Below are 21,579 nucleotides of genomic sequence, written 5' to 3'. Positions count from 1 at the left end.
TCGGGTAATGTTATCAGAACAAAACAAATCTATTGTCCTGCAAATGTACAAATCCTTTGATGAGGGTAATTTGTTACAAGTACAGGAATTTCTTGCCCCAAATTTTATAGCTCATGTACCTGGCACAGCCACCCCGATCAATGGTGAAGCTTTTATCCAGTCTGTACTGATGGTATTTCGTTCTGCTTTTCCTGATGGTTGTCACACATTTGAAGATGTAATTTCTACCGACGATAAAGTTGTCACACGCGGAATTTTTCGTGGTACTCATGGCGGAGAATTACAAGGTATTCCTCCTACTGGTAAACAAATCACCATACCCTTTTTTCATATTGATCGCCTCGTTGATGGTAAACTCGTAGAACATTGGGGACAGAGTGACGTACTGAGTTTAATGCAACAAGTGGGAATTGTACCAATACCAGGGCTAGCTTTGATGGCAAGGAAATTATATTTGGCGATCGCTGCGTTTACACCTAAATTTAATAAATAGCTATCATTAATTTTATATTTTGCATTGTTCGTATGCTTACTCTGTCTCCTAGCCTGAAAGCTAGACTCTCTCAACCCCTGAAAATTGGCTCATTTGCAGTTAAAAGTCGAGTCCTACAATCACCCTTATCTGGAGTGACTGACATGGTGTTTCGTCGCCTAGTGCGTCGCTATGCTCCAGATTCGATGATGTACACCGAAATGGTAAACGCGACGGGGTTGCACTACGTCAAGCAACTACCTAAAATTATGGAGGTAGACCCCAACGAACGCCCAATCAGCATTCAGTTATTTGACTGTCGCCCCGATTTCCTCGCCGAAGCAGCCGTGAAAGCAGTGGCAGAAGGTGCGGATACAGTTGATATTAATATGGGGTGTCCAGTAAATAAAATTACTAAAAATGGCGGTGGTTCTTCCCTATTAAGACAGCCGGAAGTCGCAGAGGCGATTGTTCGGGAAGTTGTGAAAGCTGTTGATGTACCAGTAACAGTTAAAACCCGGATTGGCTGGAATGACAAAGAAATCATCATTCTCGACTTTGCCAAACGCATGGAAGATGCCGGGGCGCAAATGATTACTGTACATGGACGTACCCGCGCACAAGGATATAATGGCAATGCGCGTTGGGAATGGATAGCCCGTGTTAAAGAAATACTTTCCATTCCAGTGATTGGCAATGGGGATATATTCTCAGTGGAAGCGGCTGTGAAATGCTTAGAGCAAACTGGCGCAGATGGTGTGATGTGTTCTCGTGGTACTTTAGGCTATCCGTTTTTAGTAGGAGAAATTGACCATTTCCTGAAAACTGGGGAGATATTACCAGCACCAACCCCAATTCAACGTTTGGAATGCGCTAGAGATCATTTACAAGCTTTATGGGAATATAAAGGCGATCGCGGTGTACGTCAAGCTCGTAAGCACATGACTTGGTACGCTAAAGGCTTCGTCGGTGCGGCGGAATTGCGTGGACAATTAAGCGTCATAGAAACAGTTCAGCAAGGTTTAGACTTGATTGATAGAGCCATTGAGCAGTTAGCTCATGGTTATGAGCCGATGGAAGAAGCAGAGAATTTTCAAGTCGCTTAAAGAATAATAGAGGCGATCGCACTTTCAAGTCATATGTGTCTTGCTACTTATCCTTCCTACCACCGATATAGATTTAACCTTGCCGTTAGATATCCCTGCCTTTATCCATTGCTTAGTATTTATGTATTATATTTAGATGCTTTTGCCTTGGGGGTAGGGGGGATTAATAAGTCTTTAAAATCACAGCTAATCCCTTTTCAAACAACCTCTAAAAAAGTATCAGCAATTATTTTTATATGCTTAATAAAGATAAAAATAAGGGAATGTGAAAGCTACATTCCCTTATTAATAAATAGCAGATTTACTGCCAGATGTAGAGCATGATAAACAAAACAATCCAGATAACATCGACGAAGTGCCAAAATAAAGAAGTTGCATTTACGCCGAAGTGACCTGTATCGTAATTGCCAGGAATAAACGATCGCAACAGCACAATCAGCTGTAATAAGATCCCGGTAAAAACGTGTAAACCGTGGAAACCTGTTAACAGGTAGAACATCCCGCCAAAAGTGCCAGAAGTAAAACCAAATTCTAGGTTGCTCCATTCAATGGCCTGTCCTACCAAAAAGTAGCCACCCATAACCATTGTTGTGAGCAAGAAGATGCGGAATAATCGTAAATCTTGGCGTTTGAGAGCGGCTTCTGCCAAATAAATCACAAAACTACTAGCAACCAGTACCACAGTATTAATTGCCGGTTCTTTAACTTCTAAACCAGAAATACCAGGCGGTAGCCAGTTAGGATTGGTGAGTTTGTAGACAATATAGCCAGCGAAAAAGCTTAAGAAAATTACACTTTCAGACAATAGAAACACAATAAAACCAAACATTTTATTGCCTTCTTCGTCGTGGCCATGTTCGCCACCTGCATGATGCACAGGTTGTTGCAACTCATCTGAAACAATGTAGCTGTCCATTGGTGGAATTCTTGATTGTGTACTGCTGAAATGTTCTCAATGGGGACACACCAGACATTTTTGTCTGGTTAGTCTGCTGTGGTGCATCCCCTAGTGTTGATGACTATGGGCTTCTGCAACTAACGGTTCAGATTTACCGTAGCCGTAGGGTTCAGAAATCACTACAGGAATCTCTTCAAAGTTCTCTACTGGTGGAGGAGAAGATACCAACCACTCCAAACCAATGGCTCGCCAAGGATTATCAGGTGCTTTCTCACCTTGCATCCAAGAAACCAGCATATTGAAGATGAAGGGCAAAGTGGACATACCCAGTAAGAATGCACCTAAGCTAGCAACAATATTCCAGCCTTCATACTCTGGTGCATAGGAAGCGACTCGGCGTAACATCCCTTGCAATCCTAATGGGTGCATGGGGAAGAAGTTAAGGTTAGTACCAATAAATGCCAGCCAGAAATGGACTTTACCCCAGCCTTCGGAGTACATCCGTCCGGTCATTTTGGGGAACCAATGATAGATGGCTGCATACATCCCCATGGTGACTGTGCCGTACAGGACATAGTGGAAGTGTCCGACTACGAAGTAGGTGTTGTTAACGTGAACATCAACAGGTACGGAAGACAGCATGATGCCGACGATACCCGCGAAGACGAACAGAATTAAGCCACCCAAGGCAAACAACATGGGTGTAGTCAAGCGGATTTTGCCACCCCAGATAGTTGCTACCCAAGCAAATACTTTAATCCCAGTGGGTACAGATACCAACATAGTGGTCATCATGAAAATCATCCGCATCCAAGCAGGTGTACCACTAACATACATATGATGTACCCAGACAATGGCGCTGACTACAGCAATCAACATTGAGGAGAGGGCAACTACTTTGTAGCCAAATAGGGGTTTACGGGCATAGACGGGAAAGATTTCTGAGAAAACGCCGAAGATGGGCAGAATGATCACATAAACGGCAGGGTGGGAGTAGAACCAGAAGTAATGCTGGAACATCACCGGATTACCCCCATTGCTGGGGTTGAAAAAGCCAGTACCAACGGTGAGGTCGAGTAGCAGCATGACTGCACCGGCTGTCAGGGCAGGTAAGCCGAACAATTGGATAATCTGGGCGCTAAATACTGCCCACACAAACAAAGGCATCCGGAAGAAGCCCATCCCTGGCGCACGCATTTTGACGATGGTGGTGACAAAGTTTACCGCCCCCATAATGGAGGAAACACCAGAAATCGCCACTGCTAATAGCCAAATAACTTGTCCATTAATTAAGCGCCCTGTGGGGTTTTGTAGACTCACAGGAGGATAAGCCCACCAACCAGCTTGGGCTGGGCCACCAGGGACAAAGAAACTGGCCATCAACAGAATCCCGACGACGGGAACCATCCAAAAGGCGGCGGCGTTGAGGCGAGGAAAGGCCATATCCCGCGCCCCAATCATTAAGGGTACGAGATAGTTAGCTAAACCTACTAAGGAAGGGAATGTCCATAAGAACAGCATCACAGTGCCGTGCATGGTGAACATTCCGTTATATACGGTGCGATCAATTAGGTCTGCTTCGGGGGTAATGAGTTCTCCCCGCAGGATCATGGCAAAGATGCCACCGACAAGAAAGAAGATAAAAGAGGTAACGAGGTATTGGATACCGATAACTTTGTGATCGGTACTAAAGCTGAAATACTCTTTCCAGCCACCGGGGGATGGGTGGTGAGGCTTCTCCAGAGGCAGATTTAGCCTTTCAATAGGGATATTTGTCATGGGTGAGGTTCCTTTTAACCGGGGTAATTAACCACAGGTGCGGCGGCAGGTGCAACGGTTTCCCAGCCTGTTTTGACTGACTGAGTAGCTTTTTGATGATATTCAGCAGCCGCTTGATTGTAGGCGGGTATGGGTATGTGGGAGGAGGCTGTGGTTAACCATTTGTGATACTCTTCCGGAGATTCCACAACCACGTTCGCCTCCATGGTGGCGAAGTATGTACCGCTATATTGGGAGTCGGTCAGACGATATTGACCTTGGCGGATGGGGGTAAATTCAAAGTCGATGGTGTGGTTGGGAACGATGTCTTGTTTGAGGCGGAAAGCTGGGATGTAAAAGCCGTGTAGTACGTCTTCTGAGCGCAACGCTAATTGTACCCGGCGATCGCTTGGTAAATGCAATTCGGTGCTGGTGACATCTTTTTCGGGATAATGGAACACCCAAGACCATTGTTTGGCGATGACATCAATTTTTTCGGTGGGTGCTGCTACAACCGCTTCGGTTTCATCTTCGGTGGCAGCATAGGCTGATTCCATACCCATAGGATTGTGCAGGTGTACCAATGTGGCTGGCCCTTGAATGCCCATTTGTTCGTAGATTTGATAGCTATAACCCGCAATCCAAAACACTAACAGAATGGGGATAGCTGTCCAAACTACTTCTAGGGTGATATTACCTTCGATGTGGGGGCCATCACTCCAGTCGTCTTTTTCTGCGCGATGAAAAAGTAAAGAATACATGAGAACGGCAGTCACTCCCAGGAAGATAAATGCACCTAGAGTAACCAAAAAGCTGAATAGATCATCAATTAAGTGAGATTCAGCCGCAGCTTGGGGGGGCAACCAGGAGTAAGCCTGTTTACCAACCCACATACTGGTAGCAGAAATAGCGATCGCGCCTACTACCAATGTCAAAACTCCTAAAACCTTCCCAAATTTCATGGTGACAAATCCTACCTTCCTTGATTGGGTTACTTAAGTACATTGTTGAGGTCTTCACCCAATCGCAGCAAGCTATCGGCGGTGTTGTGTACACCAAACTCAGCAGCTAGTTGCGCCCCTAGGGTGCCGTGGATGTACATAATGAACATGATGGCTATGCCGGCTAGTAGATAGCTCCATTGCACTTGTCTATCTTCATCTATAGACCAAACGTAGCGTTGCCATGCTCTCCATAGAGTCATGACGGCAATTAAACCTAAGAGGAATACACCGCCTACCCCATGCCATAACATGGTTTGCATAGCTTGTAATCCCCAAGCACTTTTGATGTCAGGGGTTGGGGTGGCTAAAAACATTTCGTAAAAGCCTGCTCCCACTGTAAAAAAGGTAATGACGGTGGAAGCTACCATGTTGTACCAACCAACATCAAATAAGTTATCGCGCTCTACTGTAATCCCCAAAAACTTGAATACCCATTGTTGGAAGGGAAACAGCACGCCCACGATATCAAAGGTAATCCCAATGATGAACAAGCCCAGAGTCAGGTGTACGAGGTTGGGATGAATCGGAATTGTGTAAGGTAGCCCGTTAGCTCCTAGTTGGACATTTAATTGTTCAATCAGTTCTGAGTTCATGGCAGAATACCATCCTTGACAGCTTCAACAACTGGGACTGTATGCAGTCCATATACCCAAACCAGCTCATCACCGAGATATACTTGCAAGCCCACAATTGCGACTAAAATTAGCCCTACGCCTAAGTAATGGAAGGGTAATTTCTGTGGGTTACGAGCGCGGATGACATAGCGCCAAGCTGTAATTGCTGCAATAATTCCAGACAATGACCAGCCAATAAGTGTATGCAAATTCAATACTGACTTAGCCACTTCGTAGGGTTTGGACAAACCAGCTTCAAACTGACCGAAAATAATGGCCACAAAAATGGCAATAGTAGCCACAAACATATTCCACCAGCCGACTTCAAAAAGACGAGTTTTACCAGTGAAATAACCAATTAAATCGCATACAAAAGCAAACAACACCATCGCAATTACGAAGTGTACAACGATGGGATGAATCGTATCCGGGTAAGGTAAATTGTGGTCATTCAATGATGTAAGATAATCAAGCATTCTACTCTCCTAGACATATATACCGCGCCTCAGCTAAACTCCAATGATTGACATTCACTCACATCAAGATAGGCATTCACTCATGACCGGAATTTGTGGATGAGAGGTGCGTGGCGCAGTCCGGTTATGCCAGTGATAGCCTGTTGTTGCCAAATTGGGTGAGGCTATTATTTATAGTCAATGATTGAGTTTAATTCATTTGTTCATACTGATACGCTACAACAGCGATTTTTAATTTACCTAACAAAATTGCTGTCGTTTTTTGATTTGGTGAGTCCTATCTATTAGCTTAAGGATTTTTTTAATAGTTGTCAAAAATAATTATAAGTTTTTTTTGAAAATACTTTGATTAGCAAAAATAAGCAGCTTATAATGTATCTTCTCTAGCTATTTTAGTATATTGCATAGATAAATTATTTAAATGTGCAATAGCAACAATCATCAATTATTAATTTGTAATCACAATTACAATCGATATATTATTAATAATGAATATCGGCAATAAAACTTAAGTCATAACTTTAATAATAGAGGCAGTGCTGCTAATAAATATTATTTTTATTAAAGTGTGAAAGAGAAAAATTACAATTAACCTATAGCAATCCAAGTTGATTGTTGAAGTTACAGGCTTCCGTCAGGCAATAGAAAATAGGGTTATTCAATTTGTACCTAGCTAGCTTCGCAAAAATCAAATGGAAGTCCTATATGTGAAGAATTTTCAATAATCTACTTCTTCTTCTAAGATACTAGGGTGGGCTTTGTCCATTGTATCTGGGTTTTGGTGGGCTTTGACCACCCTACGTGTATTTGTTAAAAGGCGGTTAAACAATGCCGTTGGAGCAGCATTTGAGTAGCAAAATTAATACAAAAGCTTAAAACTCTTGCGTAGACATGAGACACGTAGACTAGACTAGAACCACAGGGTAGTAATTTAAGGAATCCTATGATGAGCGATCGCGACTACACACTAATCATCGACAAAAGCGGTAGTATGTCTACCCCTGACCAAGTTGGTGGTAGAAGTAGATGGGAGATTGCCCAAGAGTCAACTCTGGCTTTAGCGAGAAAATGTGAACAGTTTGACCCAGATGGAATTACTGTTTATGTCTTTTCTGGCAGATTCAAACGCTATGACGATGTTACCTCAGCCAAAGTCGCCCAAATATTTCTCGAAAATGACCCAGCCGGAACAACGAACTTAGCAGGTGTCCTGCAAGATGCCGTAAATAATTACTTTCAACGCAAAGCGTCCGGCAAAACTAAGCCCAACGGCGAGACAATTTTAGTCATTACTGACGGTGAACCAGACGATCGCAAAGCAGTTTTTGAAGTCATTATCCAAGCTACACGCCAAATGGATCGTGATGAAGAATTAGGCATTTCTATGATTCAAGTAGGTTCAGATCCTCAAGCTACTAAGTTTCTCAAAGCTTTAGATGACCAGTTACAAGGTGTGGGTGCTAAATTCGATATTTGCGACACCATCACCTTAAATGACTTAGAAGATATGAGTCTTACTGATGTGTTAATGAATGCAGTTACTGATTAGTCAATAGTCATTAGTAAAATTACATTATGTTAGAAAATCGTGATTACACCCTAATTATTGATAAAAGTGGCAGTATGGCTACTCCAGATCAAAAGGGTGGTAGAAATAGATGGGTAACTGCTCAGGAATCTACTTTAGCCTTGGCGAGTAAGTGCGAACAGTTTGATCCAGATGGTATTACTGTGTATGTCTTTTCTGGCAGATTCAAAAGATATGAAAATGTCACTGCGGCTAAGGTAAGTCAAATTTTTTTAGAAAATGATCCTTCTGGAACCACCGATTTAGCAGCTGTGTTGAAACACGCCACCGATGACTATTTTCAACGCAAAGCATCTGGTCAAAATAAACCCAATGGTGAAACTATTTTAGTGGTTACTGATGGCGAACCAGACGATCGCAAAGCAGTAATGAAGGTCATTATTGAAGCTTCTCGCCGTATGGATAGGGATGAAGAACTAGCCATTTCTTTCATCCAAGTAGGAAAAGATCCGCAAGCTATGCGCTTCCTCAAAGTTTTGGATGATGAACTACAAAGTGCTGGAGCAAAATTTGATATCTGCGACACCATTACAATGGAAGATATGGAAGACTTCAGCCTCTCGGAAGTGCTACTTAATGCCATTAATGATTAGGGATAGGGAGTGGGGATTGGGGAATGGGGAGTAGGAAAAAATACCAATGAGTAATGAGTAATGACTATTGATTATGGATGCTATTGACAAATTGTTAGCGCAAATTAAAACTGAATACGATAACAAACAACCTCAACCACAACAGCCACAGCCAAATGTGGTTAAACCATCCAGCTCACCTGTCAGCAAGTCAGCATCTTCAATTGATAATTTACTCTCACAAGTGCAAGCTGATTTTGTGGCTCAAGATGCGGCTGAGGAGTTGAGAAAACAGCAGGAAATAGAACAGCAGAGGATTCGACAAGAACAAATCAAAGCCAAACAGCGTGAAGCTTTAACCAAGCAAGCGCAAGACTGGCTAGCAAAATTAGATTCATTCTCTCCTGAAGGACTTTGGTTTGAAAGATTTGCTGAAAGCTATACTTCTAAGCTAGAAGCAGCAATTGAATATTTACAAACCAACCAAACTAATTAACGTTTGGTTAACCTAAATTTAAATATCAGATCCTCTCTTTATTTTTGAAACAAATTAGTGCAAATCTATTCCCTATTTTGATAAAAATGTTTCACAGCCCATTCGTGCATGGCATAAAGAATTGGTTGTAAACTTTCTCCCAAGGGTGTTAATGAATATTCTACCTTTGGGGGGATTTGTGCATAAACTTGTCGATGTATAATGCCATCTTCTTCTAATTCTCGCAATTGTTGTGTCAGCATTTTTTGTGTAATTCCAGGTAAGGCTCGCTGCAATTCTCCAAACCTTTGTACACCTGACATTAATGCTCTGATTATCAAAACCTTCCAGCGTCCGCCAATGACTTTTAACGTGGTTTCAACTTCACAAGTTAGCCTATCATCTTTTTCTGCTTCAGCTTTCATAGTTACTTTTTAGTAAGTACCTTACTTTTAAGTGCGTACTTTTCATATTAACTTTACATAGTTTAAAGTCTATTCGGCAAGTGTTTTTTACTTGACCATAAATTTGTTTTGTATGCCTGTATTTGGGGAATTTTTTTATGGCGAATATCCTGCACATTGATACTAGCCCTCGTGGTGAACGTTCGATTTCCCGCGCCCTCTCCTATGAATTTATTACAACTTGGAAAGATACTCATCCTGGCGATATCGTCACTTACCGGGATTTAGGTCATAATCCTGTTCCCCATGTTGATGAATCTTGGATTGCTGCTGCTTTTTCGCCCCCAGATGCACGTACACCAGAACTGAATGAAGTAATTAAGTTGTCAGATAACTTAATTGATGAATTTCTCGCCGCCGATCGCTATGTTTTTGGCGTACCGATGTATAATTTAAATATCCCCTCAACTTTCAAAGCTTACATCGACCAAATTGTGCGCGTCGGACGTACCTTTACAGTTGATGAGAATGGCTATAAAGGTCTAGTAGATAGCAATAAGAAAGTATTAATTATTACCTCTCGTGGTGGTGCTTTTTCTCCAGGAACCCCTGCGGCTGCTTACGATTATCAAGAACCCTATCTTCGCGCTATTTTAGGTTTTATCGGACTGACAGATATTACCTTTATCCACGCTGAGAACCTCAATATGGGTGACGATGCACGTCAAAAATCGTTAACCGCAGCTAAGGAAGCGATCGCGCAAGCTGTCGCCAACTGGTAAAGTTTGTAGTAAGGGCTTTAGCCCTCTGTAAAATTATCTCAAGTTAACAAGTTAGTAGGGTGCGTCAGTGCGATAAAACCTAACTAAACCAAGAAATTATTCATACTGACGCACCCTACATTTTGGATATTCTTTTATCTGCTAGTCTCTTAATACCGCACTACAAACCCTGAAAGTATTTCTTGCGAAATTTACTATTAATTTTCTGTATAAATAACTGCAATAAACGCCCTCTTGTCAAACTGGAAATATTACCCGGATGATGCTGTTTGTGGTCAAAAAACTCGTTTAATTCTGCCAGAATTATTCCTAGACGCTTAATAATATTTTCAGAGCGATACTCAGCAAAGAAATCTTCCGATAAACTAGGTGATATGGTAGAGTCTATCACCTTCAAAATCCTTTGCACATCATATTCCTGGGAATAACCGGCAATTTTATAACAATTAAATCCAGGATCTAAGTAATCGGAAAGTCCGCCGTTGACACTAGAAAACACCTGACAACCACAAGCCATAGCTTCCATTGGTTGCAACCCAAAACCCTCGCTGACATTCTGCTGCGCCCAATATTCCGCAGAGTCATACAGATAAACTTTGGCTCGATTAAATAATCCAGGTAAATCCTCAACATAGGAGTTAACCACCTCTACTTTACATCTTTGCTGCAAAGCGGGGATTAATTGTTTTAATAAATAATCAGAAGATTTTCTTGCCTGGACTAAAACATCAATATCTCGTTCTAGATGTAAATTCCTAAAATCGGGACTAATTTCATTAGGTAAATAATAAATCAAGGAGTTGGGAGATTTTTGACCCCAATAACCCATTGTGTTGCGACTGACTGTAATGATGGGAATACTGGCAGGTAAATGGAATTTATAACCCGCGCTATGAGCATGATAAACAACATTATATGATTGGAGTTTGACCGCTAATTTAGCTATATCAAATCCCCAGCTAATCACAAAAATAGCATCATCTAAATTTGGTTTTTGCAGTAAGTCATCTAAAAAGGATTTATCTGTTTCCCGTTGTTTATATGTAACCACATCTGCATGACAAACTTGTTGAGCCAATTTAAACGCCTTTAACTCAGCCCATAAACCACCACAAGCAAATTTGCCACCAGTTCCTGGCACTAAAAAGTAAAGTTTTCGCATGATTAATTACGAATGATTTTCTCGCCAGTTTACCTTGACAAAATGCCCCTGACGACCCCAAACATCACGGGAAATAGTGATATTTTCCACTGCTAGGTTAAAAGGAATAGCAGTAGTAACATATCGCTGTGCGATCGAACCTAAATCTGGGGCTATTTCAGCTGCGGTGGTGGCGGCTAATCCCAAGCCTATTAATTGCTCAATCGGGCGGAATGGTAACATCATCGTCACGCCTACTGCCATTCCCGCCGTCAACAACATGGCCACTGATAAATTTGTGCCGCAACGGGGGTGTACAGCTAAATCCCATTCACCATGAGTCAGGCGGTGTAAAGCCAGGTTAACAGCTCGGCGCAAATCACTGATATTCACTTCACCATAGAGGTAAAATCCTTGGTCTGTAGATAAGCCACCCAGTAATTCATTATCAACTTGAATTTTGCTTGGTCTAACTGTGGCAGATTGAGTATTTCTAGTTTCGCTCAAAACCCAAACAGTAGCGTGTTCGAGGGCGTGAACTTGCCGCAGCATCAAAATTTCTTTCAACCCAGGTACAAAAGATAGCTGCTTAAGTAAATCAGCATCTTGTGTGGATTGGGGTGTTGTCAAGTCGAAATTAAAAAAATTAAAGGGAGACGAGTTATCAATAAAAGAAGTAGAAGTATTCATAGAAACACTGCTCTCCAAGCTGATGGAGCAATAGAGATTTCCTACCAATGTAACGCTTGAGGCAACGGATTGTTGCTAATTTTTGTTTATTGAAATACAGACAAAAGAAATTTAGGATGTGGGCTGGGAATAGGGCATGGTATTTCTTCCCCATACCCTATACCCAAAACAGCGTTAGGAGAGTTCTACCACCCCTTTGAGGGATCAGCTCCTTCGCGTCTTCTGTGAAATTTACTGTTGATACAGTTTTGGAGAAACTGTATCAACGGGGGAAATAGCGACCCACAATAACTAAACAGCCAAGAGTTACGTTCTGCTTGATTTTGACGCGTGTAAGATTTGCGCTAGAGGTTCACCATGAAAAAAGCGTGAGGAGTAAACAATGAGTAAACCGTCAAAATTAGCCGTTTTGTGTTGCATACCAGAAAAAACTAATCACGATGCGGGATGCGCGAAATCGCGTTGGCAAAGGGTTTATTCGTTCTGGTTGGGTAGAGGACAACAATTAACATCATTCAAGCAGACTTTACCCCACTGTAAAGCCCAGCGAACAAGAGCAACGCGGTTTTCCGTTCTGGTCTTGTCGAGAATGTTGCTGATGTGGTTATCAACGGTGCGCTTGCTAATTTCCAGTTTCGCTGCAATTTCTTGGTTAGTTAAGCCAGCGGCCACTAAGTCGATAATTTGCAGTTCTCTGTCTGACAGACTAACAGGGGTCTGAGACTCGCCACCAGCCATGAGTTCTTTTCTCCTCCGTTGGTATATGTACTTATCACTTTCTTAATTCTACAAAGATTCTTCTGTCTATAGGGATTTCAAGTGTTACCTGCAATACGATTGACAATATTTTTTTTCTTTGATGAGTTGAGAGTAATTTGGTTAATTTTAAGCTTTAGGTATTATATAGTTTTACATACCCAGTGAATATACTTAAACTCGGAAAGAAATAACACGTAGAAAATCAGCTTCTGTAGCTGATGGTGTGTAGCAAAAATTCCTATGTAATTGTTGTTCAAGATGGGTGATAGGGAAATTTTAGATTACTAATCCCAAGGCAAAAATTTAAAATGGGATGAGCATCCCTCTGAAAGACTAAAAATGAGATGAGTAATCCCCGTGTTTTGTGTCTCGGTGAAATTTTATTTGATTGTTTAGCTGACCAGTTAGGGCTAAAGTTGGAAGAGGTGAAGTCTTGGACTCCCTACCCAGGAGGCGCACCAGCTAATGTTGCTTGTGCTTTGGTGAAGTTGGGGACTCCCGCCGGGTTTATTGGCGCGGTGGGGGAAGATGAACCAGGCAATCAGCTGGTTAAGCTATTACAAGAAGTAGGTGTAGATACAACGGGTGTACAACGTCATCCTACTGCGCCAACGCGGCAAGTTTATGTAGTGCGGGATTTGGCAGGCGATCGCAATTTTGCTGGCTTTGGGCAGTATGATACTTCTGAGTTTGCTGATACTCATCTGCAAACCAAGCAATTACCAGAGTTGCTGTTTCAAGATGCAGATTTTCTGGTTTTGGGGACTTTGGAATTAGCCTACCCCGACAGTGAAAAAGCGACTCATCGCGCTCTGGAATTGGCAGAACAGTATGATTTGAAAATTGTGCTAGATGTCAACTGGCGACCTGTTTTTTGGCAAGATGAAAACATCGCACGGCAAAAAATTCAGGAAATATTTAAGCGGGTTGATTTTCTCAAACTCTCGAAAGAAGAGGCAGAATGGTTATTTGATACCGCAGACCCCGGTGCTATCACTTACCGTTTAGGTTCGATTGAAGGGGTGTTGGTGACAGATGGTGAAAACGGCTGTGCCTATTGCTTAGGTGAGAATGAGGGTAAGTTACCTGCTTTTAATGTTTCAGTGGCTGATACCACCGGTGCAGGAGACAGCTTTTTAGCAGGGTTCATCCACCAACTCAGTAAACATGGTATTCACAGCTTGAATGATGCCGACACTGCCAAAAGGATTATTACCTATGCTTGTGCAGTAGGGGCGTTAACTACCATTAAACCAGGTGCGATCGCTTCTCAACCTACCCCAGCTGAAGTTGAATCTTTTCTCGCTTCCCATTAAATTTAGGCGGTAATACACTGTGTAGGAGTATCGGCTACAATTGGCTGATACTCCTCACTGGAAAATGGCATAAATTCTGACTATTCTTGTAAAACGCAACTTACTATTAGCTCGCATACCTACTCAAGCATTTCTCTATCCAAGAATTAAGACTTTGGCCTTCTTTCTTGGCTTTGATGGCGATTGTTTTATGTAACTCAGGGTTAATTCTGAGCATGAATTTACCTGAAAATGGCTTTTCAGGTTCTTCGCCACGTTCTTTACAAAATTCTAAATAATCATCAACTGAGTCGTAAAAGGCTTGCTTTAATTCTTTTACGCTGTCGCCTTGAAATGTAATTACATCTCGAATATTAATTACTTCGCCATGAAAAATTTCAGCTTCATCATCAAATTCAACGACTGCTTCATATCCTTTATATTTCATTGTCGTTGAGTCCTCCTGTGTGCTTGTATTCTTTAACATTGGCTTCTGTTAAGAATCGCCGCATCGACTTAACCGCACCTTTATCAGTTTCTTTTTCTGGGTGTGGTCTGTGAAAAGTCGCCCTGACACCATTAAGAGCTATTCTTACTCTTGACCCCTTTCCTTCTGACACTTCTGCACCAAGGGCAACCAGCATAGACTCAATATCACTCCAAGCGATATTTGATCTAACAGGATTTTCAAAAATGTCATCAAGTGTTTTTTGATGTTTACTGTTAAGTTCCATTATATAGTATCACTACATGATACTATTACTTAGCACATTTCCCTGATAGACTCACTTAAAGTTCTAAAGCCGTTTTAATGGTTTGCACAATATCTGTAGATGGCTGTGAAACATCTACGCATACAGCGTCATCAGGCTCCTCAAGTGCATCGAATTGGCTTTTGAGGAGCTTTTCGGTCATAAAGTGGTTTTGTCGCTCTTTTAGGCGTTTTTGAATGATGTCAAATGAGCCTTGGAGATAAACTATTTTGACTCTGTTATCTAGTACGAGAAAATGGCGATAGCTGGCTTTGAGGGCGGAACAGGCTAACACTACATTTTTATTTTCTTGCAACCATTGCGCGATCGCATTTCTGATTTCTTGTAGCCAAGGTATTCTATCGGTATCATCTAGGGGGATTCCTTGGCGCATTTTCTCGATGTTTTCTGGTGAGTGGAAATCATCTGCGTCTTGAAATTCCCAGTGCAAGGAATCGGCTAGGAGTTGGGCAATGGTGCTTTTGCCGGCACCGGATACGCCCATGACAAGAATAATCATTTTTTTAACGCGGAGGTACGCTGAGGTAACGCTGAGGTACGCTGAGGTTAAATTTTAAGTTTGGCTAAACCTAGATAACGAATGCCTTCTGGGGAAATGTCGAAGCGACAGGGGAGGACTTCTAAACCTAGGGCGATCGCATCACGCAATAATTTACCATATATAGGATCAGTAGTATCGCCAGGGGCAAATTCGGTACAATCACCACGATTGATAAAGTACAGCATGACTGCTCGCATTGTGGGTAATAATGCCATGAGTTCTCGTAGGTGTTTCTGCCCTCTGGTGGTTTCGGTGTCGGGGAATAGTGCTAATGTGCCGTCACACCAAGTGGTATTTTTTACTTCTAAATAAATTGGGCGTTCTGTATCGTTCCCTGTCAACAAGAAATCTACCCGGCTTTTTTTATCTTGTCCGTAAACTACTTCGCTTTTAATTTGGCTGTAGTTACTCAATTCTGGAAATAACTGTTTTGCTAAGGCTAACTTTACTATCCGGTTGGGTAAAGCTGTGTTCACTCCTACCCATGTCGGTTGGTTATCGTTTACTTGAATTAGTTCTAGAGTATAAGCTAATTTACGGTTAGGGTTATCACTTTTGGAAAGTTGTACCGCACTACCAATGGTTGATACTCCAGTCATGGGGCCAGTATTGGGACAATGGGCTGTAACTACTTCCCCACTAGCTAGTTGCACATCAGCAAAAAAGCGTTTGTAGCGTTTGAGTAGAATACCAGGATATAGGGGTGGGTAACGGTAGAGCCAATCAGTCATTTTTTCGGGGATTGGTTAGTAAGTCGATGAAACCTCAATATACACTTAACCCCACTCCATAAATCTTTTCGATAAATCATTAGACAGAATTTACTTAAGGAGGCAGGAGGTAATCTCCATCAATAAATTGAAGGGATTTAATCAGGACGCTGTATTTTTTGCGCTGCGCGGCTCAAAATACATTTTTTCTCTTTGTTCATCAATAAATTTAGGAGCCAGTTGTGTGGGCGGGTTTCCCGACTTGAGCAAACTGGCGTGGGCTTGCAACCCTTTTGGCAGAGGAAAGAATTATTTTTGCTTTTTCCTTCTGACTTGAAAATCAAACTTTGGTAAAAAACTAAAGAAAGTATGTGGCTATTGTCGTTGAATGGCGACACAGCCGAAACAAAATATTGATTACAGGTTTAAATTGCGACCGGAACAGGTTCAACACTAACTTGATAACCAAGTTTTTCTAGGCGTTTAATCAAACGTTTCTTGACACTTACATGTCGATGTTTGTCGAAATAATCAGCTCCTAAATCTTTATAAGGTTCTTGACGTGATATGAGATGGTAAGCGATCGTTAAAATAGAATGTGCAACAGCAACCGCAGCGCGTTTTTTTCCGCGTCGTGCCGACAGACGACGAAACTGTGCAGCAAGGTAAGTTTTAGTTCGAGCCAAAGCATGGGCAGCTTGAACCAAAATAGTTCGTAAAACTCGATTACCTTTGCGAGTGCCGTCACAAAGCTTCTTACCGCCACTTTCATAGTTTCCAGGGGCAACCCCAGCCCAAGCAGCCAAATGTTCGGCACTTGGGAAGCGACTCATATCCGTGCCAATTTCCGAGACAATGATCTCAGCAGTTCGACGAGCAACACCAGGTATGGTGTCAACTAACTCAACCGCTTGGTCGAAAGGGCGGCAATATTCCTCAATTTGTTGGTCAAAACATTTAATTGTTTCGTCTATGCTATCAATTTGACACAGTAGCTGTGCAAGAATGAATCGTTGATGAGGACGAACTCTACCCTCAAGTGCTTGAATCAGTAAATCGTGCTTTTTTCGCATGGTTCCTTTTGCCAAGTCCGCCATCAGTTCAGGACTAGCGCTACCTTCAACAATCGCAGCTAGCATTGCTCGTCCTGACACACCCATTACGTCACTGGCAACTGAGGCAAGTTTGATATTAGCAGCTTCCAGCACTTTTTGGACTCGATTCACTAAGTTAACTCTTTCGCGAATAAAATTGCTACGATGACGAGTTAAATCGCGCAAATCTCTTTGCTCCACAGGGGGAATAAAACTCGCACGTAACAACCCATGTTGTAGTAGTTCGGCAATCCACTGCGAATCTTTGATGTCTGTTTTGCGTCCTGGCACCGCTTTTATATGACGGGCATTAACTAACATAACTTCAAAGTTTCCTTCTAGGATATTAAATACAGGTCGCCAGTACTCTCCAGTACTCTCCATTGCTACATGAGTACAATTGTGACTTGTTAACCAGTCAGAAAGTTTTAACAAGTCCTGAGTCATTGTAGTGAATGTGCGTATTTCCTTGTGCCATCCGGACGAAGACTTCGGGGTAATTACACAAGCTACCACCGTCTTTTTGTGTACATCTAGTCCTGCACAACGATTGTAGACTACCTGCATATCTCTTGAGCTACTACAACTTTCAAAATTGATAGGGGGCTAATACGTGGATATCTAAATAGTAGATTCTGACTTGCGTGCTCACTAAAACCAAAAAATTGCTCAGTGGCGACAATTGGTAATTCCTCTCGATATCCAGGTTAGACTGCCCTTCAGGCTCTGATGCTCTAATAAGGAAACAACCTCGCTTGTATCAGCCTTATCTTGGAAGTTACCACATTTTCATTCATGGTGATGAAATTTTTTCATTGGGACTGCCTTCTGCCTCCTGCCCTCTGCCTTTCTTCGGTCAAGCTTCTATCACAATTTGTCAATTTTTGTAGTTATTTTGACGACACTTTAATAAAAAGTAGCATATACTCGGTGGTATAAGCTTCCCACAAAGAAAAAATGGGGAGAAATACCACTGCAAGGAGAAAATTCCTATGCAAAAAGTCGGGGGAATGACAGAATTAGAATATGCCTTTCTGTTTACTTTGAGAAAGGTAAATTCAATTAATGTAGAAGATTTTAAAGCATTTTTTAATAATTTGCCCGTTGACCCTTATATTAAAGGCAAATATCGTTTAAGAAGACTTTCACGGTTTACGGTAACGGGAGAGAAATTAATTAAACTACCTCATGGATATCTTTTTCAAAGTAAAGAATATAATCCATTGTTAGGTGATGTTAGAAGAGAGTTTGCTGAATTAGAAGATGCCATGATTGAACTTGATAGTTTTAGAAAGTTAATCTTGGCATTTAGTGATTCTTGTAAACTGCATCCCGAAGCTGAAATTGGGGTGCATCAAATCAGAACGATTTGTTCTCCTGAAAGTTTTGGTAATCCTGCACCTGAAGGTATCCATCAAGACGGTACTGATTTTATTGGTATCTTCTCTGTGAATAGAGACAATATTCAAGGTGGAGAAACACATTTATATACGGCTAAAAAAGAGAAGCCAGTATTTAGTAAGATTCTGCATTCAGGAGAATTGTTGTTAGTCAACGACCATGATTTTTTCCACTTTACCACGCCAATTAAACCGCAAACTGAAGCCCAAGGATTTAGGGATGTGTTTGTGCTGACTTCTCCTAGTTTGTTGACTGATTAAAGTCTCAGAACTCATCACACGGCTCATCGCGCCGCTTTCGCTAACAGCAATCAATTGACTGCAAATATTTGACAATCTACAAGATAAGGGGAATTGAAATTAGTCATTTCCCCTGCTTTTTTATTGGGGATAGGAAATAACCGGGCGGAAAGAGGTTTGTTAAGCTTAAATGCTAATGTTGTCATATCTATTAATATGGCTGTAATTTTTTCTATGGAAATATCGCCAGGAATCGGTACAGTGTCTAATCCACAACCACAAACGGCTGAATATAATAATAAATTTGTAAGATCATAAGTCTGCTCATTGGCTCTAGTTGCTAAACCGATATCTTCACAAACTGGTAGCATCAAACCAGAATAACCACAGGTTTTGATGGGGATGCTTTTTAAAACTCGCGTTAGCATTCCAGAAATTGCTAACGTTCCAGGATTACCAAATTTGCCATCTAGTAATTTTTCGTAGGCGAAAGCTATACTATTTTCTTTATCTAAAGATGGTGCAAGAGATGTATCTATACCATGAAAGTTTATTTGAAATTGGTTAGAAATTTGATTAGCGATCGCCTCAACTTTCTTAACTTCTTCCTCTAAAATTATTTGCAGCTTTTTTTCAGCATCTTGGATATTATCAGCCACAGTAAATGCTGGCATTACCAAGTCAGACAACTCTAAACCAATCCCAAAAGAAGTTTCGCCTACATGGTAAGATGTCGGGAAAAATGGGATACCTGACTGACAGTTTGCACCAGCACAGAAGCGAAAATTACCATAGCCATTTTCACTCTCTTGGGAGATGCGTTTAATCGCTTGGGCTGATGCTTGAGCATTTTCAAAATGATTGCCAATTTTACTGGAGCAGTAAACTATGGAGGTGTTTTTGTTGATGTTAGGAATTAAATCTACAGTTTCAGGAGTGCTAGCGTAACCAATATTAAAAAAGCTGATATTTAAACTTTGACAAAATTCTTCTAAATTTTTAACCTGATTGATAATTTCAGACTGAGAACCTGCAAGATATTCTTCCCAGGAGTTAGTAGAAATTCTTGTAGTTTGTACTTCGTAACCTTGTTGCTCAAAAATTATCTGCGCTTGTTGATTAAAATCATCTGCTATTTTGAGTTTGTCTGTTTCTTGCGGTGATTCAAGTGTTATACCTGTAGTGATGGTTCTAATTTTCATAGTTTAAGTTTCTAAATGATTAGGAATAATTGCAATTCGCAGTGAATATTTAAGATATAGGGCTAAGAAATAGCTGAGTTGGGTAAACAACAGTAATGAATAACGATTTTTACAATCAGGGACTAGAAAAAGCCAAACAAAAAGACTACGCTGGAGCAATTGAGGAATTTAGCCGGGCGATACAACTAACTCCTTATTATGCCGAAGCTTATTTAAAACGGGGTTTAGCATATTATGATTCAGGGGCAGTTCTTCAGGCTATTTCAGATTACACGGAAGCTCTCAAGATAAATCCTGAGAGTGTAGAAACATACTACTGTCGTGCATTAGCCAGGTTAGCACTGAAAAATTTACCAGGGGCGTTGGAAGATGTAGACAAGGCGATTTATTTAAATTTTAATTATGCGGCTGCCCATGATTTGCGGGGGATAGTGCGGCGCAAACAAGGGTATATTCAAGATGCGATCGCTAGTTTTAAAAAAGCCGCAGATTTATATTTACAGCAAAAAGATACAGAAAATTGTCGTCTGTGCTTAGAACGAATTAAGCAACTACAACCACCGCCAAAACCAGTTACACAGCCAGTAGTGGCGAAGAGTGCGCCGATTATATCTGTGAATGAATATTTTAGCCAATTACTGGAAAAAGCCGAAAAAGGAGACACCCGCCAAGCTATGGCGGATTTAAATTGGATATTGCAAGCTGACTCCCAGGATGCACAGGCTTATTGTTGTCGGGGCGTGGTGCGGTGCAAAATGGGCAATTATCGAGAAGCGATCGCAGATTTTAACCAAGCCTTACAATTAAACTTTCAAGATGCCATTGTGTATCGTAACCGAGGTAAAGCCCGTTCGCTATTAGGGGATCATCAAGGTGCGATCGCGGATTTTCAGCAAGCCATCCAAATGCAACCCCAAGATGCTTTAAATTATGTTGCCAGAGGTAACACCTATCGAGCAATGGGTAATTATCTTGGTGCGATCGCTGACTATGGCTACGCTTTGCAAATTAACCCCAATGATGGGCAAGCTTACTACAATCGCGGCATTACTTATACTTTTTTAGAAGAGATGCAAAATGCTGTAGCAGATTATCAAAAAGCCATCAGTATTTTTTGTGAACAAGAAGACTGGGAAAATCATCAACAAGTTTTAGATAGCCTCAAACTAATTCAGAAGTCTGTTCCTGAAGCCAAGCAGCAAAAATCTAACATTTTGCGTCAACGACTTTTACGCCTAGTTGGGGGATATTGGGAACTAGCTCAAAGATTAATTGAACAGAAAAAAGATTATTACCCAGGGATGACGGAAGAATGGTATATGCAAAAAGTTATTGATGATTTAGAACGCGATCGCGGTAGATAATCCTGACTTCACGTCATGTAGAAAAGTTAATGCAAAACCTAACCCCCTAACCCCATTCCCTACTAGGGAAGGGGGAAAAGTTAAAGCCTCTACGGTGTACACAATCTGCCAGAGTTAGCAGGGTAGTTCGAGCTTGATTTACGTCAATAATCCAATATTCAGGGATACCCCGTGCAACCTATCACCTATCACCTGTAACCTGTAACCTGTAACCTATCACC

General features: G+C 41.5%; 24 protein-coding genes. 9 read left to right on the top strand and 15 right to left on the bottom strand.

Annotated features, from left to right (window positions below):
- The first annotated feature begins 7 nt into the window (after window positions 1-7).
- Entirely contained in the window at window positions 8-493 is a 486-nt protein-coding gene (locus NOS7524_RS18355) for an ester cyclase (protein WP_015139985.1), read from the top strand.
- A 32-nt stretch (window positions 494-525) separates the two neighbouring features.
- Complete coding sequence (gene dusB / locus NOS7524_RS18350) at window positions 526-1,578, top strand: tRNA dihydrouridine synthase DusB (protein ID WP_015139984.1); 1,053 nt, start codon at window positions 526-528, stop codon at window positions 1,576-1,578.
- Between the two features lie 301 nt (window positions 1,579-1,879).
- Here the strand turns inward: dusB and NOS7524_RS18345 are convergent, their stop codons facing one another.
- The 5 genes from NOS7524_RS18345 to NOS7524_RS18325 all read right to left on the bottom strand — a co-directional run bounded on the left by NOS7524_RS18345 (window position 1,880) and on the right by NOS7524_RS18325 (window position 6,328).
- Window positions 1,880-2,494 carry a cytochrome c oxidase subunit 3 gene (locus NOS7524_RS18345; RefSeq protein ID WP_015139983.1) on the bottom strand — a complete coding sequence of 205 codons (615 nt, stop codon included), beginning with the start codon at window positions 2,492-2,494 and terminating at the stop codon, window positions 1,880-1,882.
- Between the two features lie 90 nt (window positions 2,495-2,584).
- The gene (ctaD, locus tag NOS7524_RS18340; RefSeq protein ID WP_015139982.1) at window positions 2,585-4,255 is read right to left on the bottom strand and encodes a cytochrome c oxidase subunit I; all 1,671 of its coding nucleotides are present in this window, start codon (window positions 4,253-4,255) and stop codon (window positions 2,585-2,587) included.
- 14 nt (window positions 4,256-4,269) lie between these two features.
- Entirely contained in the window at window positions 4,270-5,196 is a 927-nt protein-coding gene (locus tag NOS7524_RS18335; RefSeq protein ID WP_015139981.1) for a cytochrome c oxidase subunit II, read from the bottom strand.
- Between the two features lie 29 nt (window positions 5,197-5,225).
- The gene (locus NOS7524_RS18330; RefSeq protein ID WP_015139980.1) at window positions 5,226-5,831 is read right to left on the bottom strand and encodes a DUF2231 domain-containing protein; all 606 of its coding nucleotides are present in this window, start codon (window positions 5,829-5,831) and stop codon (window positions 5,226-5,228) included.
- A complete protein-coding gene (locus NOS7524_RS18325) occupies window positions 5,828-6,328 on the bottom strand; it encodes a DUF2231 domain-containing protein (protein WP_015139979.1) in 501 nt (166 codons plus the stop codon). The genes NOS7524_RS18330 and NOS7524_RS18325 overlap by 4 nt, the downstream gene beginning before the upstream one ends.
- A 943-nt stretch (window positions 6,329-7,271) precedes the next feature.
- On the opposite strand from NOS7524_RS18325, the gene NOS7524_RS18320 reads away from it, so the two are divergent.
- The 3 genes from NOS7524_RS18320 (at window position 7,272) to NOS7524_RS18310 (ending at window position 8,984) form a co-directional block, all read left to right on the top strand.
- Window positions 7,272-7,877 carry a vWA domain-containing protein gene (locus NOS7524_RS18320; protein WP_015139978.1) on the top strand — a complete coding sequence of 202 codons (606 nt, stop codon included), beginning with the start codon at window positions 7,272-7,274 and terminating at the stop codon, window positions 7,875-7,877.
- Window positions 7,878-7,903: 26 nt separating this feature from the next.
- Window positions 7,904-8,509, top strand: a complete 606-nt coding sequence (locus NOS7524_RS18315) for a vWA domain-containing protein (protein ID WP_015139977.1) — start codon at window positions 7,904-7,906, stop codon at window positions 8,507-8,509.
- Between the two features lie 73 nt (window positions 8,510-8,582).
- Entirely contained in the window at window positions 8,583-8,984 is a 402-nt protein-coding gene (locus NOS7524_RS18310) for a salt stress protein, Slr1339 family (RefSeq protein ID WP_015139976.1), read from the top strand.
- 65 nt (window positions 8,985-9,049) lie between these two features.
- Here the strand turns inward: NOS7524_RS18310 and NOS7524_RS18305 are convergent, their stop codons facing one another.
- Window positions 9,050-9,388: a winged helix-turn-helix transcriptional regulator gene (locus tag NOS7524_RS18305; protein ID WP_015139975.1), complete on the bottom strand. Its 339-nt coding sequence runs from the start codon at window positions 9,386-9,388 to the stop codon at window positions 9,050-9,052.
- Between the two features lie 137 nt (window positions 9,389-9,525).
- On the opposite strand from NOS7524_RS18305, the gene NOS7524_RS18300 reads away from it, so the two are divergent.
- The gene (locus NOS7524_RS18300; protein ID WP_015139974.1) at window positions 9,526-10,149 is read left to right on the top strand and encodes an FMN-dependent NADH-azoreductase; all 624 of its coding nucleotides are present in this window, start codon (window positions 9,526-9,528) and stop codon (window positions 10,147-10,149) included.
- Window positions 10,150-10,309: 160 nt separating this feature from the next.
- Here NOS7524_RS18300 and NOS7524_RS18295 read toward each other — a convergent pair whose 3' ends face one another.
- The 3 genes from NOS7524_RS18295 to NOS7524_RS18285 all read right to left on the bottom strand — a co-directional run bounded on the left by NOS7524_RS18295 (window position 10,310) and on the right by NOS7524_RS18285 (window position 12,718).
- The gene (locus tag NOS7524_RS18295) at window positions 10,310-11,311 is read right to left on the bottom strand and encodes a glycosyltransferase (RefSeq protein ID WP_015139973.1); all 1,002 of its coding nucleotides are present in this window, start codon (window positions 11,309-11,311) and stop codon (window positions 10,310-10,312) included.
- A gap of 6 nt (window positions 11,312-11,317) precedes the next feature.
- The gene (locus NOS7524_RS18290) at window positions 11,318-11,980 is read right to left on the bottom strand and encodes a DUF6391 domain-containing protein (protein ID WP_015139972.1); all 663 of its coding nucleotides are present in this window, start codon (window positions 11,978-11,980) and stop codon (window positions 11,318-11,320) included.
- A gap of 474 nt (window positions 11,981-12,454) precedes the next feature.
- Window positions 12,455-12,718 carry a helix-turn-helix domain-containing protein gene (locus NOS7524_RS18285; RefSeq protein WP_015139971.1) on the bottom strand — a complete coding sequence of 88 codons (264 nt, stop codon included), beginning with the start codon at window positions 12,716-12,718 and terminating at the stop codon, window positions 12,455-12,457.
- Window positions 12,719-13,083: 365 nt separating this feature from the next.
- Between NOS7524_RS18285 and NOS7524_RS18280 the strand changes: the two genes are divergently transcribed.
- The gene (locus NOS7524_RS18280) at window positions 13,084-14,055 is read left to right on the top strand and encodes a carbohydrate kinase family protein (protein WP_015139970.1); all 972 of its coding nucleotides are present in this window, start codon (window positions 13,084-13,086) and stop codon (window positions 14,053-14,055) included.
- Between the two features lie 106 nt (window positions 14,056-14,161).
- Here the strand turns inward: NOS7524_RS18280 and NOS7524_RS18275 are convergent, their stop codons facing one another.
- From NOS7524_RS18275 to NOS7524_RS18255, 5 genes are all read right to left on the bottom strand, one after another.
- The gene (locus NOS7524_RS18275; RefSeq protein ID WP_015139969.1) at window positions 14,162-14,482 is read right to left on the bottom strand and encodes a type II toxin-antitoxin system HicB family antitoxin; all 321 of its coding nucleotides are present in this window, start codon (window positions 14,480-14,482) and stop codon (window positions 14,162-14,164) included.
- Entirely contained in the window at window positions 14,472-14,768 is a 297-nt protein-coding gene (locus NOS7524_RS18270) for a type II toxin-antitoxin system HicA family toxin (RefSeq protein ID WP_015139968.1), read from the bottom strand. The genes NOS7524_RS18275 and NOS7524_RS18270 overlap by 11 nt, the downstream gene beginning before the upstream one ends.
- 55 nt (window positions 14,769-14,823) lie before the next feature.
- The gene (locus NOS7524_RS18265) at window positions 14,824-15,306 is read right to left on the bottom strand and encodes a gluconokinase (RefSeq protein ID WP_015139967.1); all 483 of its coding nucleotides are present in this window, start codon (window positions 15,304-15,306) and stop codon (window positions 14,824-14,826) included.
- A gap of 47 nt (window positions 15,307-15,353) precedes the next feature.
- Window positions 15,354-16,079: a DNA/RNA nuclease SfsA gene (sfsA, locus tag NOS7524_RS18260; RefSeq protein WP_015139966.1), complete on the bottom strand. Its 726-nt coding sequence runs from the start codon at window positions 16,077-16,079 to the stop codon at window positions 15,354-15,356.
- A gap of 404 nt (window positions 16,080-16,483) precedes the next feature.
- Window positions 16,484-17,719, bottom strand: a complete 1,236-nt coding sequence (locus NOS7524_RS18255; RefSeq protein WP_015136751.1) for an IS110 family transposase — start codon at window positions 17,717-17,719, stop codon at window positions 16,484-16,486.
- Window positions 17,720-18,144: 425 nt separating this feature from the next.
- On the opposite strand from NOS7524_RS18255, the gene NOS7524_RS18250 reads away from it, so the two are divergent.
- Entirely contained in the window at window positions 18,145-18,813 is a 669-nt protein-coding gene (locus tag NOS7524_RS18250; RefSeq protein ID WP_015139965.1) for a 2OG-Fe dioxygenase family protein, read from the top strand.
- Window positions 18,814-18,863: 50 nt separating this feature from the next.
- Here the strand turns inward: NOS7524_RS18250 and NOS7524_RS18245 are convergent, their stop codons facing one another.
- Window positions 18,864-19,994 (bottom strand): DUF711 family protein, encoded by a 1,131-nt coding sequence (locus NOS7524_RS18245; RefSeq protein WP_015139964.1) that lies wholly within the window; start codon window positions 19,992-19,994, stop codon window positions 18,864-18,866.
- A gap of 95 nt (window positions 19,995-20,089) precedes the next feature.
- On the opposite strand from NOS7524_RS18245, the gene NOS7524_RS18240 reads away from it, so the two are divergent.
- A complete protein-coding gene (locus tag NOS7524_RS18240; protein ID WP_015139963.1) occupies window positions 20,090-21,358 on the top strand; it encodes a tetratricopeptide repeat protein in 1,269 nt (422 codons plus the stop codon).
- The last annotated feature ends 221 nt before the right edge of the window (window positions 21,359-21,579 follow it).

It is taken from the genome of Nostoc sp. PCC 7524 (genome assembly GCF_000316645.1).
In the GTDB taxonomy this organism is placed as follows: domain Bacteria; phylum Cyanobacteriota; class Cyanobacteriia; order Cyanobacteriales; family Nostocaceae; genus Trichormus.
Note: the sequence above shows the minus strand (reverse complement) of the source record. Positions and strands in the feature narration are given on the sequence as shown.